The sequence below is a fragment of the Listeria cossartiae subsp. cayugensis genome, from assembly GCF_014229095.1.
Taxonomy (GTDB): domain Bacteria; phylum Bacillota; class Bacilli; order Lactobacillales; family Listeriaceae; genus Listeria; species Listeria cayugensis.
The window spans coordinates 412,884-428,766 of sequence record NZ_JAARZC010000001.1; the positions used below are offsets into that span (position 1 = coordinate 412,884).

Sequence of the window (15,883 nt, forward strand, 5' to 3'; positions counted from 1 at the left end):
AAAAACGAGGTGGAAAGCTATGCCATGGACCAAAAATAATTATCCAGATTCTTGGAGAAATCTAAGAAAGCTGGAACACGAAAAGGCGATTGAAATCGGTAATGCATTATTGAAGGAAGGCTATTCAGAAAGCCGTGCCATTCCTATTGCGACCTCGAAGGCAGAAGAATGGTATAAAAATCATAAAGAATAGTAGGCTGAAAAAGCGCACTTGGAATGAAATGTTTTCCGGGTGCGTTTTTTGTAATCGTTTATAGTATAGAGTTGGATTTCTGTTGCATTTTAGTTAAATTCGTCATCTAATTTTAATACTAAAAAAGGGTTTGGATTACGTGAGACGGGTATTATATAACCATAAGCAATGACAATGCCATTACTTTTTCTCCCTTTTTTGTAGTGGGTTGTCTTACTTACCTTAAACTCCCTTTTATACTCTTTTGTGGTTGTGTAGCAACCCTTTGGAGTATTTTTTTTGTGACGAAATTGATTTGATTTACCTCTAGCCCTGCCCCTAATTTCACTCCAATTTTTGATATCCACTATATTTTAGAGTTCTGCTTTCGGTTTGATATCCCGTTTTATGATAAATGGACCAACCTCACGGAGGACATTACATATAAATTTGATAATAGGCAGAAAAATTAAAGTTTGATGAATAATTATACTATTTTATTCATTTGGTCATTATGAGATATGATAAATTTTTAAATAAATAAGGAAATATCACATGAAAAGAAACATATATTTTGACTGGATATGTATTTTTTGTGACAAATAGAAAGAGGACTGTATAAATCACGAATAACAACCTGAAATGCATGATTTTTTGTGAATAAAAACACAAAGTTACACACATTGTGTAAGAATTAATCTAAATAAGCTCAGGTTTTGGACGTTCATGACAAGAATCGGACATTTCATTACATTTTTGGTTATACATCCATAATAAATGATATGCTTTTGGCAAAAGTATTGGGGGATATATTTAGTATGAAATTTCACTATTTTATCTGTTCTTATTTTTCTTTTAAACAAATTAAATATATTAGTAGAAATGGGAGGCAGCGAAGAAATGGCAAAAAAAAGTTTTATGATTATTTTCTTAATAGTACTATCGATTTTTGTATTATTAAATCCAGTAAAGAGTAGTGCTTATGTACTTAATAAACAAAAGATGGCTAATCCTAAAAGTATTAATTATTTTAATGATTCTTCTATAATTAAAGAAAAGCTTGACAGTTATATGACTTACGCAACAAAATGGAACTATTCTGGAAGTCAAGTAAAGGTTAGTAGAAGTATTGGCGCAGTTGGTGTAGAGATAAAAAATTCTTATAGCAATAAAAATTCTGGTACATACGCTACAACATATTATACAACGAAACAAAGTGCGCGGATAATTTATTATAAATCTTTTAAAAATACTAGCGCAGCTAATAAGAGAGAAACTGTTGTTCATGAAGTTGGACATACAATTGGTTTATCACATACTCAAAGTAAAAATAATTCTGTTTCTGTTATGAGAGCTCTAAATTTTAATCAAAAAGCGTATCCGCTAGCAGATGATAAAAAAGGTATAAATGCTAAATATTAATTTATAATGGAGGTTTTTATTATGGATAGAAAAAAAATGACGATAATTGCTATTATCGCAGTGCTTTTATTAAGTGTAGGAGGCTATACGACATATCAGAAAATGAAGCCAAAGCCTTTTACGGAAGTTGCTGCGGAGGCTAAGACGGATAGTTTTGCTAATGAAGAAGAACTTAGTAAGGCAAGTAACGTGATTGTTATTGGTTCACTGAGTAAGCGAGGTGAATCCCAAGTTGATCGTGATTCTGAAGGCGGAATTTTAGCTGTCTATAGAATGTCTGATTTTAAGATAGCAAAAGTTATAAAAAATGATACTAAAGAAAGCTTAGCTGAAGACAATATTATACCAATATATGAAAATGAAGCACATGACGAAAAAACAAATACGACTTATCATGTTGCGGGCTATGAGAAAATGGAAAATAAAGAAACCTATATGTTGTTTTTGACTTACGACTCAGATTATAAATACTATGTTCCAGTAGGAGTTAATTTCGGGAAAATGAACGTCGATAGTGAAAAAGAAACGGAATTATATGGTGATGATAGTGATATTCAAGAAGAAGAGATTAATAAAGTACAAGAAGAGGCATTAGACACTTATAAAGAGGAAATTAAAGAAGTAGAAAATCAATGATAAAAAGTGTGCTTAATAGCACGTACATCAAGCAAGAATAAAGCCAAATAAGCTAGATTTTATTCGTTCGCGACAAGAATCGGCCATTTCATTACATTTTTGGTTATACATCGACTTTTTATGATACACTCTTTTTAAAACCTAGATTATTATACAACAGGGAGAGAAATGCGCTTATGAACAAATATGTTTTAAATGATATGACAGCAACAATATTTGGTGGATTTTTGGTAGTAACTTCGAGTACCCATGTATCTGAAGCTGTACTAAATAAAATGAAAAGAGAGTTAATAGCATGAAGAAAAAATGGTTGATAGTAATATTGTCAGGAATAGTTCTTTGCGCTGTGGTTTTTGGGGGAAAGTGGCTCTTATATAGAGATAACCTTGTAGGAATGGTGCAAGTTGACAATGTTTTATATATAGTGACGTATGAACCTGCTAATCAAGAAGATGCTTTAGAGAAGATTGGCGAGGTAGAGAATAGAATTCGCCATTACCGAATACCAAATGAAGATTTCAGCTCTAATTATTTAAGTGAGGGCACAGAACTTTACGCAACCAAAGAGGAGAATGAGTTTTCAAGAACTATTTTGTTTAAAGAGGACGGCGAATATTTTATTGCATCTGAGGCCGTGGGGCAACCTAATCAAAAGCAATAGAATGGGAAATATTTTAAAGGGCATGTTTAACAGCATGCTTTTTATTATTTCATGAGTAGCATTTGGAGTACTTTTTTTGCAATCAAAAAGGGGCTTTATTTACGTAAAGTTTTATCCTTGATAAAGGAAGTTTATAAGGATTTAAAGGCTTTAGGACCTATGACTATTGGCATGTTTTTCCTTGTGATTTGAAATGTGTCTATTTTATGAATCTTTCTATTATAAGCTTGTATAATGCAAAAGCGATGTATATTCTTAGAGCTAGGACAAAATTTATTTACATAGGAGGAAATATGGGATTTTTAGAAGCTTATAAGTCATTTTGGAAGAACTATGTCAATTTTAATGGCCGTGCGCCAGGTTCAGCCTATTGGTATGTATGGGTTTGGAACACGGCAATTTGTGTGGGCTTTTATTTACTGGCTTCTACTTTTGGCGTGTCAATAATGGGAGGCGGGGGGAGCCTTGCTGGTGGAGTTATGGCAATATTTTTTGTAATTGTGATGTGGTTGTATTCAGCAGCTATTATATTACCTACACTTAGCCTTATTGTAAGACGTTTACATGATACAGGAAAAAGTGGTTATTTTGCTTTTCTTGGTTTAATTCCAGTCGTTGGTTCCATTATTATTTTAATATTTATGAGTCTTGAAAGTGATGGACCAAACCGATATGGAGATGTCTATAAGAAATCGGATATTTAAATAAAAAAACGAGCTAAGGTCAACACTTAGCTCATTTTTTAAAATGTATATATTTATTTTATGAATCTTTCTACGATAAGCTTGTTTTAAGCTAGCGGTGTCGCATATTTTAGAAAAATAACATAATTTTATTACACAGGAGGAAATATGGGATTTTTAGAAGCTTATAAGTCATTTTGGAAGAATTATACTAATTTTAAAGGGCGTGCTCCAGGTTCTGCATTCTGGTATGTAATAGTTTGGAACATGATAATTAATGGGCCTCTGCTTGTTATGTCAAAAATTTTTGGTGTTTCAGAAATATTATTTGGAGTTGGTGGAGGGAGTGCGCTCTTTTTTGGAGGTTTACGGTTTTTGTATTGGTGTGGCTCTATAGTTCCACTAACTAGCCTAATTGTAAGGCGTTTACATGACACTGGGAAAAGTGGTTATTTTGCTTTTCTTGGTTTAATTCCATTGGTTGGTCCCATTATTATTTTTGTATTTATGAGTTTTGAAAGTGATGGACCAAACCAATATGGAGAGGTCTATAAGAAATCGGATATTTAAATTAAAAAAACGAGCTAGGATCATCTCCTAGCTCGTTTTTTAATGGATTCCTTCACTCACAAGAAACCAATTCACTTGGTTGGTATTAATAAAATAAGTTAAGTCGTATTTTGTTAACTCGATGCATTTTTCGTTAAAAAGGTTTTTCAAATCTGCTTTAGATAATTCGTGGATGCTGATGTTGTTGATTTTTGCGTCGTCGTCAAGGCGAATAGATTCGCCATTTACGGTATAAATTTCGATATACATCGTGCCACCCTTTCTAAATTACATTTGTTTATAGTTTTCTTTGAATACGCCAAGTTGGTTCAGTGTTACTACGAGTTGCTGGCTGAAAAGTGGTAGTGCTTGGATTTGGTCTAAGTCGTTGGCGTAAGCGAAATCAGCTACTTGTAACACGAGTGTATGGAACGAGTCTGTCATGGTTTCGTTTTGTTGTTTTAAATAGGAATTTTCTTGTTCCAGTTCTTGGCATTTGGTTTGTAAATCTTGGTATTTTTTGTCGAGTTCTTCTTTTTGGACGGCAAGGGATGACAAGGAGTAAATGCTTTTGAGTAAGTCATATACGTTGTTTTCTTCGCCTTGGTTTTCGCTTAAAAGTTGCACGTTGCTTTTAACGCCGGATAGTAAATCTACCAGGTTTTTTTCGCGTGATTTATCGTAGCTAATTTGTTCTTTGATGGACGTTGGTGCTTTGAATTCAGCTGGTACGACTTTTCCGAAAATGTTGGTTTTTTCTTTTTTCGTATTTTTTTGTGTTTTTCTTTTTCGGCCAGGCTTGTTTTTAGGAATATCTTCTACTTGGATAAGCTCTTTTTTTAGTTTGTAGTAAGTGTTTTGAAGTTGGCTTGGTGTCTTTGGAAAGATCCGCAAATCGTTTAGGCTGAGCATTTCAGAGATATCAAGGACTTTCATATCTTCTAAAATAGCAATTTGGTAACATGCGGAAAGTAGTTCTAATTCGATTTTTAACCAACTAATGTTGGAATGCATATATTTTTCGATTCCACCGTGTTCTTCAACGGCTTGATAAAATTCAGTGAGTAAATGGTAGATTTCTTCGGCAGTTTGTTCGTTAATGCCAGCGTCTGAAGCCATTTTTTTAATTTCAGTTGTAGATGAATTCCCCGGATTATCTACTTGTTTTTTGATTTCTTGGAGTAATTTTCTTATTTCTGATTTAGGCATACAATCACATACCTCTCTATCCTATAGTATTATTGATTTTCTGTTTATTTTTATAATAACAATATATGTTAGTTGTGTAAAGGGAACGTGAGTAGGTCAAAAGGATTGGGTATGAAGAACCTTTTTTCGAGTTAAATAGAAAAATATAAATCGAATAATGAGAAGTTTTCCTTTGATACAGCTGTTACACTGGCTGTTTTTTTATTTTTACACACAATTTCATTTTTTAAAAAAAGTATAGATTTTTTCTGGATTTGGTGTAAAATTTTATATTGCAGTTACAAAAAACACTTTATTGATATATATTTTGAAAAAATGATTTATTTTTGTAATCTGATGAAGGGAGTGAAAGGTGAATTTACCTTATTTGAATGGAATATTTTTTGTCACTTTTAAAAATTATTGTACTTTTGGCAGTACTTGCGGGAATTTCTTATTTTTTAGTTAAGAAAAACAAGCAAGCGAATCGCACGAGAAAAAGCGAAAATGATCTTATAAAGTTGAAAGACACTCTTTTAATCTCTCATCAGTTACGTGCAGTTCTTCTGGAGGCAGACGGGGAAAAGGTGCTGGCGATTATTTCCAATAATGATATTCGAACGGTGTCATTAAAAGGAAAAAATGACCAAAATGAAGCACTTTTCCGAGAATTACTTTTGAAAGAGGAGACTAAGGAAAATGCGTAAAATAACTTCTAGACGAGTATTTCAAGTATCTTTTATTGTTATTTTTGCAATTTCATTGGTTGTCTTTTGGCCGGGTGTGAATGTGCATGCCGAGAGTTGGATGGATTCACTTGGTGTGAATGGAACGGACGGGGTTAATTCTAGTGTGGCGCTGTTTGTGCTAGTTACGGTTCTTTCTTTGTCTGCATCCATTGTATTAATGTTCACACACTTTACTTACTGTATTATCGTCCTTGGATTAACGAGGCAAGGACTTGGCGCGACGAACTTACCGCCCAATCAAGTGCTTGTTGGACTGGCGCTGTTCTTATCTTTGTTTATGATGCAGCCGCTGATTACTGCTTGGTATGACGATGTGTATAAACCTTCGCAAAAAGAAGAGTGGAGCGCGTCGAAAGTTTGGGACGAAACGCAGCCGCTTTTGACAAAATATGTTGCGGAAAATACATATAAGCATGATATTAACATGATGTTAAAAGCAGAAGGAGAAGATCCGGTTACAAAAAAAGAAGATGCACCGCTTATGGCTCTATTGCCTGCTTTTATTTTGACACAGATTACCCAAGGATTTTTAACTGGGATGTTTATATACTTGGCGTTTATTTTTATAGATTTAATTGTTAGTACGTTACTGATGTATCTTGGAATGATGATGGTGCCGCCGATGACCATTAGCTTACCGTTTAAGATTCTTGTTTTTATTTTCATTGGCGGGTACGGACTGATTACCAACATGATTTTTCAAACAATTCACTTTTAAGGGAGTAGCAAAATGAATTTAACGCCGATTACGCAAATTTTTCAAGATTTTTTCTATAGTGGGCTGGCGCTAATTTTGCCGGTATCGCTCATTTGTATCGTGGTAGTGATTGTGGTTGCGATTTTGATGGCGATGATGCAGATTCAAGACCAATCGCTGACGTTTTTGCCGAAGATTATTGCTTTCGTAGTGGCGCTCTTTATTCTTGGACCGTGGATGTTTGAACACATGACGGATTTATTTGTAGGAATCTTTTCCAAATTACCCCTGATGATTAGGGTGTAAACATGGAGTTTGAATTTTTCCTTGCTGTAGTGATTGTTTTCAGCCGAGTTGCCAGTTTTTTATTTTTCTTTCCACTTTTAAAAGGGCGCAACATTCCGAACAGTGTCAAAGTGGTGTTTGGGATGGCGATCTCTATTCCAGTTGCAACGTGGGTGGATGTTTCTGGTATTACGACGCTACCTGATTTGTTGCTCCGGGTCACATCTGAAGTGGTATTTGGACTAGCGCTGGCAAAACTTGTGGAAATGATTGCGGTTATTCCGAAAATGGCTGGTTTTATGATTGATTATGATCTAGGTTTTTCGCAGGTGAACTTGATTGATCCGTCTTATGGGACACAAAACTCGATTACGGCTGCGATTTTAGATACCTTTTTTGTAGTGATATTCTTGTCGCTTCAAGGAATGGATTACTTAATTTATTACTTAATGAAATCGTTTGAATTTACGGCTTCGGTTTCGATTTTATTTGAAAAAGGGTTTATAGATTTATTGCTCGGGACGCTTGGTTTTGCGCTTGCTTCGGCGGTGTCGATTGCGCTTCCGATTATGGGTAGCATTTTTATCGTTAATATTATTCTTGCTTTTATCTCTAAGAGCGCGCCGCAAATTAACATTTTTATGAATGCGTTTATTATCAAAATTACGTTTGGGATTTTCATTCTGGCGTGCGCGGTTCCTATCTTGAGTACAGTTTTTAAAAATTTGACAGATGAGATGATTCAACAATATGTGTCGTTTTTTGATTATTTACTGAAAAAATAGGGAGGAGAACAAAAGCTTGGCAAAGGATAATAAAACGGAAAAAGCAACGCCGCGCCGCATTAAGAAAGCTCGAAACGAAGGTAATGTGGCGAAAAGTAAAGAACTGAATAATGCTTTTTCACTGCTGATTGTAGCTGGGCTTCTTTATTTTTTTGGAGAGATGTTTATTAAAAACACAATTCAAGCATTTGTTGCTCTTTTGAAACAGCCGCCAAAGCTTGCGAACATGGAAAGTTATAGTTTGTTTTACTTAATGGAATTTGGCAAAGTGCTACTGCCAGTTATGATTATGGTCGTGATTTTCGGTTTGATGAACTACGGCGTGCAAGTCGGGATTTTATTTTCCGCGAAGGCAGTGAAGCCCCAGTTTAAACGACTAAATCCAGCGAACTATTTTAAGCGAGTGTTTAGTGTGAAGGGAATTGTCGAGGTGGTGAAAGCGCTACTTTTAATTACGTTGCTTTCATACGTGGCGTATATTGGCTTTCGGGATCATCTAGATACGCTCATTAGTTACACCGGGCAAAATTGGCTTTACTCACTCGGACAAATTTTCGCTTTATTCAAAAATGAATTTCTGGCGCTATTCCTAGTAATCGCGGTGATTGGGCTGCTCGACTTCTTTTACCAACGCTACGATTATAAAAAAGGACTGCGGATGTCGAAGCAGGAAATTAAGGACGAAATGAAAGATTCAGAAGGGCGACCGGAAGTGAAACAGCGTCAAAGAAGCATTGCGCGGGGACTTCTCCAAGGTTCGATTACGAAAAAAATGGCGGATGCGACTTTTGTTGTGAATAACCCAACGCATATCTCGGTTGTGATGCGTTATGACAAAACGAAAGATCATGCACCTAAATTGCTCGTTAAAGGGGAAGATGAGCTGGCACTTTTTATTCGTCAGGTGGCGGATACGGACGGGGTGCCGATGATTACGAATAGACAGCTGGCGCGGAGTATTTACTATACGACCAATCCAGATGAATACATACAAGAAGATTTATATAAAGACGTTATTGAAGTGATGAAAGAATTGATGGACGCAGACAAAATCAAGTTCTAACAACATATGAGCGACCTTTCTAATCTTAGAAAAGGCAGGTTTCAAAATGGGGAATTTAGGTGCTATAAAAAAATATTTTGCTATCTTGATTGCGGTCTCGTTTGTTATTGCACTTATTGTGCCATTACCTCCATTTGTGTTGGATTTAGTGCTTGTGACAATCTTGGCGTTCTCAGTGTTAGTTTACATGCGTGCCACATCAATTAAAGATTGGAATGAATTAAAGTCATTTCCGTCTTTACTACTTTTGATGGGGATATTTCGGGTTTCGATAAATATTTCGACGACGAGAGCGATTTTAACTACAGGGGATCCAGGGCAAGTAATTAAACAATTTGGGAATTTTGTTATTGGCAGTAATTTTGTTGTTGGGATTGTTATTTTCATTATTTTAATCGTCTTTCAGTTTATTGTGGCAAATGGTTCTTCACGGACGGCCGAGGTGGCGGCGAGATTTACACTTGATGCTTTGCCTGGTAAACAGATGGCGATTGATGCGGATCTTAATCAACGGTTGATTACAGAGCCGGAAGCCAAAGAAAAACGTGCTTACTTGAATATGGAGACCGAATTTTACGGTGCAATGGACGGAGCTGGAAAATTTGTAAAAGGGGACGTTCTTTTTACCGTTTTGCTTGCTGTTGTTAATATTGTATTCGGTTTAATTGTCGGAATGGTCCAAGGGGGGCTTTCGTTCGGGGAAGCTGCGGTGAAATATACCGAGTTAACAATCGGGGACGGCATCGTGAGCCAAATTGGTTCGCTTTTAATGGCGATGTCTGCTGGGGTTATTGTTACTCGGGTATTTGACGGATCAGATGATAACGTTGCGGTCGGGATTTTCAAAGAATTAATGCAAAACTCGGTCGTTGTTTATACGCTTGCTGCAATGTTTATCTTAATGGGCGTATTTAGCCCGCTGCCAACGATTCCGTTTGTCGGGATTGGTGTCGTACTTGGAATAATCGGCTATCGTACGCAATTCAATTTAAAGAAAAAAGAACAATTGGAACTGGAAAAAGAAATGGAATTGATTCAGTCAGAAACGAATTCGGCTGAGGCGGAGCACAACCAAGCATTTGGCGCAGCACGAGAAAAATTCCCTGTAGTTGTTGAACTTGGCTTAAACATCGCGGCCCTCGTGAAACAAAAAATGAACGGAGAAACAGCGAAGGATAAAGTCGTCTTAATGCGAAAATCGATTTTACAAGATTTAGGTATTGGGGTTCCGGGGATTAATTTTAAAGATAATACGAGTTTTCAGCCGCGCGGGAAATATGAAATTAAGGTCAAAGGTGTTGCTGTTGCGAGTGGCGTTTTAAAAGCAGGGCATTTGTTAGCTTTGAAAACGCCTGGTGTGATGATGGACCTTGATGCGGAGCCGACTAAGGATCCGATTTTCGGGGAAGATGGTTATTGGATTTTGCCGGGCGAATTAGAAGATGCGCAAATGAAAAATTATCAGGTGCTTGAACCGCTTAGTATTTTAATTACGCATTTGGATGTCGTACTCCGGAAGAACTTGCATGAACTACTGATGCGCCAACAAATTAAAGATTTAATTGATGGTCTTGCTGATGAAAACCAAATTTTGATTGATGAAATTAAGAAAAAGGAAATCGATTATTCGCTCATTCAAGGAGTGCTAAGACAGCTGTTGAAAGAAGGGATTTCGGTTCGTGATTTACCAACGATTGTCGAAGGGATTATTGACGGTCAAACGATTTATCCAAATGATCTTGACGGGATTACAGCGTTTGTCAGGGAGCGGATTTCGAAAGTTATTTGTGAACAAGCGAAAAATCAAGACGGCAAAATTTATGCGCTACTTTTACAAGATTCGATTGAAATGGATACGGAAATTGTCAACACTCCGTATTATGGCTACGCGCTAAACTGGGCGCTAGACAAGGAACTGCCAATCATTCAAAAAGTAAGGGATACAGTGAATAAAGCGCAACTCACTGGGCGCGAACCCGTCATTTTAACAAGGCGGAAAGATTTTCGTTTTGGCTTTGTACGAGTTTTAGAAAGATATCAATTGGATGTGCCGGTGCTCTCCATTAGTGAACTGTCGCCGGAAACAGAAGTGGAGCAAATCGCACTGATTGAACCAACTTGATGAGGGAGGGAATCCGTAGCAATGGGAAAACATTTAGTAGAAAAGATGGAAATTTTTAAGGGGAATTCGAAACGTGAAATACATAAAAAAATTCAATTAGTAACGAACGAGCCATATAAAATTACGGATGAACGTGTCACAAAGCTTGGGATTTTTAAAAAACAGTATGAAGTGACGGCGGTTATTATGAGTGAAGTAGCGATAGCGGATGGTCGAATGGACTTCCAAGAAACCTTTCAAAAATCCGTCGTGAAACATAGACCGAAAACAGACGACTTATTGAAAAAGGAAAAGTTACTGGAAATGCTAGCTGCGGGAGCGGAACTGGCGCAATCGACGCCGCTTCTCGAAGAACGCAAAACTCAGGAAGAAGAACTGTCGGTGATGCGGCAGGAACTAGCAGCTTTAAATCGCGAGCTGGCTGTGAAAATGCGCGAGGAGCGTGAGCAAAACAGTGATTTCGTGAAATTTTTGAAGAGCCGCGGGATTAGTGATACTTACGTGGCGGACTTTATGCAGGCGGGGCGGAAGCAGTTTAAGCAAGTGGAAACAGCGCATTTGGATGATATTACGGATTGGTTTGTCCCGTATTTATCTGGAAAATTGGCGGTGGAAGATTCGTTTGATTTAAGCAACCACCGGATTATTTCGTTGATTGGGCAAACGGGGGTTGGGAAAACGACCACGCTTGTGAAACTTGGATGGCAACTTTTAAAACAAAATCGCACAGTGGGTTTTATTACAACGGATACTTTCCGGTCAGGGGCGGTAGAGCAGTTTCAAGGTTATGCCGATAAACTTGATGTAGAGCTTATCGTTGCGACGAGCCCTGCGGAACTGGAAGAAGCCGTGCAGTATATGACGTATGTTAACGGAGTCGACCATATTTTGATTGATACGGTTGGAAGAAATTATTTAGCCGAAGAATCGGTGAATGAGATTGCGGCGTACACTGATGTGGTGCATCCTGATTTAACATGTTTTACGTTCTCATCCGGAATGAAAAGTGCAGATGTGATGACAATTTTACCAAAATTAGCAGAAATTCCAATCGACGGTTTTATTATTACAAAAATGGATGAAACAACGCGGATTGGCGATTTATACACCGTGATGCAAGAAACGAATTTGCCAGTTTTATACATGACGGACGGGCAAAATATTACGGAAAATATTTTCAGACCAAAAAGTCGTTGGTTAGCGGAACGGTTTGTTGGGACGGATAGGAGGCAGGTGCTGGAATGAAGGGATTATATATTGGGGCAGCTGGGATGATGAACTATATGCAACATATACAAGTACATTCGAATAACGTGGCCAATGCGCAAACGCCGGGTTTCAAATTTGATCAGCTTACGAGTGAAGTGATTTCGAGAAACAAAGTGAACTATCAGAATGGACCTGTCACTAGGCAAGTTGGGACGATTGATTACGGTGTTCGACCTGCAGCGACGCACATTAATTTAACAGCTGGTTCGAGTTACATTACGAACCGTGACCGAGATTTCTTTATGCAAGATACCAACCCGACACTAGGAAGCAATTTTTTCATCACAGCTAAAAATGGTGAAATTTCACTTTCACGTGGTGGACAGTTTCATTCCGATCAGTTTGGTTTTCTGCGGACAGCGGATGGTGCCAATTTACTCAGTGCGACTGGAGAAGCGATTCAAGTGGGTCAAAAAACTTCGATTCGCGCCGAAGCAAATGGCGATTTATACAATGCCGAAACTAATCAATACTTGGGCCGCCTTGGAACTAAATTTGTTTCCGCCAATCAAGTAGATAGTTTGGTGAAAGACGGTGAAGGACGACTTCACGTAAATGGTATTAACACAATGAACTTGCCAGCTGGACAAGGGATTATCCAAAATGGCGTTATCGAAACGTCGAATGTTGATTTAGGCGTTGAAATGGTACAACTCATGGATAACCAGCGCATGGTACAAGCTTCGAAAAATGTCGTCAATATGTTCGATAAAGTGTACGACAAAGAAGCAACCGGACTAATTCGTCAGTAACGGCCTAGCTAAGGGGAGGGGAAAAAGAATGATTCCAGATTTGGAAAAGGATTATCTTTACTTTACTCGTGTCGTCAAAAGGGACTTAGGTTTAGATTTAGCGCTTTATAAAGAAACGCAAATGAAACGGCGGATTTTGTCTTTTATTGTGAAGAAGAAATATATTACTTTTGGGGAATTTTTCAAACATCTCAAAAAAGATGCCGTGCTGTTGGATGAGTTTATTAGTTTGATTACGATTAATGTGTCGTCGTTTTTCCGTAATCGTAATCGATGGGATGCGCTGGAAAAACAAGTGATTCCAAAACTGCTTGAAGATAGTCGCGGAAAACTTCGGGTATGGAGTGCGGCTTGTTCATCAGGTGAGGAGCCGTATTCACTAGCAATCATGATGGAACGTTCCGTTGGGACAAGACATTATGATATTTTGGCGACAGACCTTGAGCCAGCTATTTTAAAACGCGCGGTCATCGGGGAATATCAAAGCCGCCAAATGGAAGAACTAACCGAACCAGAACGTCAAACTGCATTCGTTGAAAAAGGGGATACATATCAGATTTTACCGGCCTATCGAAAGTCGATTCGTTTTAGACGGCACGATTTGCTCACCGATTATTACGAAAAAGGCTTTGATTTAATTGTCTGCCGTAATGTGTTGATTTATTTCACAGCAGAAGGCAAGCATCAAGCATATCAGAAATTTGCAGATTCACTAAGACGTGGCGGCGTCCTTTTCATTGGCGGCTCAGAGCAGATTTTGAACCCAGCTGATTATGGTCTTGCCACATTAAATAATTTTTTCTACATAAAAACCTAGCAAAAATGGAATGGAGTTGGTTAGATGGGACGAATGGAAAACATTAAAAATTTAGCGTTTTTTGAGGATAAACCTGGACTCGCAGAACAAATCCTCATGCTTGAAAAGAAAGAACAACTTTTTTTACCAAATGAATTTGAAATTAGACAAACAGTTGGCTATCAAATCGGGGATAAAGAAGTCATTTTAGGTCGGCTTGAGTCATTTTATTTTCTCGCTTTAAAAGGTGTCGATGAAGATGATTACCGCTCGCAAGCATTTGCCAGTGAAGCGGATGCTAAAGCGTTTTTCGTTCATTTACCAGAAATGGAAAACGAGTTAGTTGCCTTTTGGTTAAATGAAGTGGAATTAGTTCGCTGAAATAAGTAGGTGGGAGATGAAGTAACGTGGAAATAACAACGATTGTAGGACTTGTGTTGGCAGTGATAGTCATTGCGGGCTCATTCATGATTCAAAATATATCACTGGCGATGTTATTTAGCGCTGAAGCTTTAATTGTCATCATTCTTGGGACAATTACGGCTGTGATGATGGCGCACCCATGGAGTGATGTAAAAGTAGTACCGAAACTATTCAAAATTCTTTTCACAAAAGAGAAGATGCCGGACAAAGTGGACGTGCTCGTGCAATACAAAGAATATGCCGATGAAATTAGGCGTAGCGGGGTACTGGCGCTGGAAGATTCTGTCGATGAAATTGAAGATCCATTTATGAAACGAGGCATGCGCTTAGTTGTAGATGGTCAATCTTCCCCAGAATTTTTACGGGATGTTTTGGAAGAAGAAGTAGCGAGCATGGAAGAACGTCATGCTGCTTATGCCAAGATTTTTGCATCAGCCGGAGCATATGCGCCGACGCTCGGTGTACTTGGAGCAGCGATGGGACTCATTCATGCGATGGGCGAAATGTCGAACCCAGACAAACTTAGCGAAGCAATAGCCGCGGCGTTTGTTTGTACCATTTTCGGTATTTTTACCGGTTACGTGCTTTGGACACCATTTGCCAATAAATTAAAAGTGAAATCACAAAAAGAAGTGCATTTGAGATATATGATGATTGAGGGAGTCGTCGCGCTTCAAGAGCGAAATGCACCACGAGTTGTGGAAGAACGTTTATTATCTTTTTTAAGTCCAAAAGAGAAAGATGTGCTGCGAAATGGAAAAGGGAAGAAAACGAGAGAAGTGGAGGAAATTGAGCGTGGCCAAGCGTCGCAAGAAACCGCAGGAGGAACACGTTGATGAGACGTGGCTAATTCCATATAGTGATTTGCTGACACTTTTACTTGCTCTATTTATCGTTCTGTTTGCCTCCAGTTCAGTTGATGCAAAAAAATTCGAACAAATGGGAAATGCGTTTAAGAAAATTGTGGAGGAAGGCGCGGCAGGCAACCAAGCATATGTATCAAAAGAAAAAGGACCAGATGATCCAAATGTGAATGCAGTCTTGAAGGCGATGGAAGAGCAAGATAAAAAGAAAGAAGCAAGCGAACAAGAGAAAGCCAAAAAAGCAGCAGCAGCCTTACTTAAAAAGCAAAATGAAGAAAAGATTGAAGCCTTTAAAAAACAAATTGATAGTTATATTGCAGCAGAGAATTTAGGGACGAAAATGACGACGAAGTACTCGGATGAAGGGCTTCTGATTACAATTCGCGATGATATTTTATTCCAGTCGGGTAGTGCGGAATTGACTGCTGGGAAACGCGAAATCGCCAAAGAAATCGGCGAACTTTTTGCGCAAGGGAAGGGAACGATGGAAGGAATTGTTTCTGGGCATACGGATAATGTGCCGATAAGTACATCGATTTATTCTTCCAACTGGGAACTAAGTGTCGCCCGTGCCGTTAATTTCATGGAAGCGATCATCCAAGAAAATAGCGAAGTAAATCCAGGCGAGTTTAGTGCTCGTGGCTACGGCGAATTCAGACCCGTTGCTAAAAATGATATCGCAGCAAATCGCGAAAAAAATCGGCGTGTAGAAATTATGGTCCGCCCAATAAATCGCGATACGCTAGATGAAGATGAGTAGGTGAGTTG

General features: G+C 38.1%; 20 protein-coding genes. 18 read left to right on the forward strand and 2 right to left on the reverse strand.

Going from position 1 to position 15,883, the window contains the following annotated elements:
- The first annotated feature begins 19 nt into the window (after positions 1–19).
- From HCB49_RS02045 to HCB49_RS02070, 6 genes are all read left to right on the forward strand, one after another.
- On the forward strand, positions 20–193 hold the full coding sequence (locus tag HCB49_RS02045; RefSeq protein WP_185603960.1) for a DUF2188 domain-containing protein: 174 nt from the start codon (positions 20–22) through the stop codon (positions 191–193).
- Between the two features lie 879 nt (positions 194–1,072).
- A complete protein-coding gene (locus tag HCB49_RS02050) occupies positions 1,073–1,594 on the forward strand; it encodes a matrixin family metalloprotease (RefSeq protein ID WP_185603961.1) in 522 nt (173 codons plus the stop codon).
- Between the two features lie 21 nt (positions 1,595–1,615).
- Positions 1,616–2,230, forward strand: coding sequence for a hypothetical protein (locus HCB49_RS02055; RefSeq protein ID WP_185603962.1), 615 nt, complete (start codon positions 1,616–1,618; stop codon positions 2,228–2,230).
- 295 nt (positions 2,231–2,525) lie between these two features.
- Positions 2,526–2,891, forward strand: coding sequence for a hypothetical protein (locus HCB49_RS02060; protein ID WP_185603963.1), 366 nt, complete (start codon positions 2,526–2,528; stop codon positions 2,889–2,891).
- 293 nt (positions 2,892–3,184) lie between these two features.
- Positions 3,185–3,595 (forward strand): DUF805 domain-containing protein, encoded by a 411-nt coding sequence (locus tag HCB49_RS02065; RefSeq protein ID WP_185603964.1) that lies wholly within the window; start codon positions 3,185–3,187, stop codon positions 3,593–3,595.
- 147 nt (positions 3,596–3,742) lie between these two features.
- A complete protein-coding gene (locus HCB49_RS02070) occupies positions 3,743–4,144 on the forward strand; it encodes a DUF805 domain-containing protein (RefSeq protein ID WP_185603965.1) in 402 nt (133 codons plus the stop codon).
- 39 nt (positions 4,145–4,183) lie between these two features.
- Here HCB49_RS02070 and HCB49_RS02075 read toward each other — a convergent pair whose 3' ends face one another.
- Together HCB49_RS02075 and mogR are read right to left on the reverse strand one after the other, a co-directional pair.
- Positions 4,184–4,393: a lmo0673 family protein gene (locus HCB49_RS02075; RefSeq protein ID WP_003721793.1), complete on the reverse strand. Its 210-nt coding sequence runs from the start codon at positions 4,391–4,393 to the stop codon at positions 4,184–4,186.
- A gap of 18 nt (positions 4,394–4,411) precedes the next feature.
- Positions 4,412–5,332 (reverse strand): motility genes transcriptional repressor MogR, encoded by a 921-nt coding sequence (mogR, locus tag HCB49_RS02080; RefSeq protein WP_070294666.1) that lies wholly within the window; start codon positions 5,330–5,332, stop codon positions 4,412–4,414.
- Between the two features lie 371 nt (positions 5,333–5,703).
- Between mogR and HCB49_RS02085 the strand changes: the two genes are divergently transcribed.
- Genes HCB49_RS02085 through HCB49_RS02140 form a run of 12 tightly spaced genes read left to right on the forward strand, consistent with a single transcriptional unit; the run spans position 5,704 to position 15,875 of the window.
- A complete protein-coding gene (locus HCB49_RS02085) occupies positions 5,704–6,018 on the forward strand; it encodes a hypothetical protein (protein ID WP_003729398.1) in 315 nt (104 codons plus the stop codon).
- On the forward strand, positions 6,011–6,778 hold the full coding sequence (locus HCB49_RS02090; protein ID WP_185603966.1) for a flagellar type III secretion system pore protein FliP: 768 nt from the start codon (positions 6,011–6,013) through the stop codon (positions 6,776–6,778). Before HCB49_RS02085 ends, HCB49_RS02090 begins: the two co-directional genes overlap by 8 nt.
- A gap of 12 nt (positions 6,779–6,790) precedes the next feature.
- Positions 6,791–7,063, forward strand: a complete 273-nt coding sequence (locus HCB49_RS02095; protein ID WP_003718817.1) for a flagellar biosynthetic protein FliQ — start codon at positions 6,791–6,793, stop codon at positions 7,061–7,063.
- Between the two features lie 2 nt (positions 7,064–7,065).
- Positions 7,066–7,827, forward strand: a complete 762-nt coding sequence (locus HCB49_RS02100) for a flagellar biosynthetic protein FliR (protein ID WP_008947104.1) — start codon at positions 7,066–7,068, stop codon at positions 7,825–7,827.
- 16 nt (positions 7,828–7,843) lie between these two features.
- Positions 7,844–8,890 (forward strand): flagellar type III secretion system protein FlhB, encoded by a 1,047-nt coding sequence (gene flhB / locus HCB49_RS02105; RefSeq protein ID WP_185603967.1) that lies wholly within the window; start codon positions 7,844–7,846, stop codon positions 8,888–8,890.
- Between the two features lie 46 nt (positions 8,891–8,936).
- Complete coding sequence (locus tag HCB49_RS02110) at positions 8,937–11,012, forward strand: flagellar biosynthesis protein FlhA (protein ID WP_003721800.1); 2,076 nt, start codon at positions 8,937–8,939, stop codon at positions 11,010–11,012.
- Between the two features lie 21 nt (positions 11,013–11,033).
- A complete protein-coding gene (gene flhF / locus HCB49_RS02115; protein ID WP_185603968.1) occupies positions 11,034–12,257 on the forward strand; it encodes a flagellar biosynthesis GTPase FlhF in 1,224 nt (407 codons plus the stop codon).
- Positions 12,254–13,033, forward strand: coding sequence for a flagellar basal-body rod protein FlgG (locus HCB49_RS02120; protein WP_185603969.1), 780 nt, complete (start codon positions 12,254–12,256; stop codon positions 13,031–13,033). Before flhF ends, HCB49_RS02120 begins: the two co-directional genes overlap by 4 nt.
- Before the next feature lie 28 nt (positions 13,034–13,061).
- Positions 13,062–13,850: a CheR family methyltransferase gene (locus tag HCB49_RS02125; protein ID WP_185603970.1), complete on the forward strand. Its 789-nt coding sequence runs from the start codon at positions 13,062–13,064 to the stop codon at positions 13,848–13,850.
- 24 nt (positions 13,851–13,874) lie between these two features.
- Positions 13,875–14,210 carry a DUF3964 family protein gene (locus HCB49_RS02130; protein ID WP_185481596.1) on the forward strand — a complete coding sequence of 112 codons (336 nt, stop codon included), beginning with the start codon at positions 13,875–13,877 and terminating at the stop codon, positions 14,208–14,210.
- A 26-nt stretch (positions 14,211–14,236) separates the two neighbouring features.
- Entirely contained in the window at positions 14,237–15,088 is an 852-nt protein-coding gene (gene motA / locus HCB49_RS02135) for a flagellar motor stator protein MotA (RefSeq protein WP_003730247.1), read from the forward strand.
- Entirely contained in the window at positions 15,048–15,875 is an 828-nt protein-coding gene (locus HCB49_RS02140) for a flagellar motor protein MotB (protein ID WP_185603971.1), read from the forward strand. The genes motA and HCB49_RS02140 overlap by 41 nt, the downstream gene beginning before the upstream one ends.
- Positions 15,876–15,883: the final 8 nt, after the last annotated feature.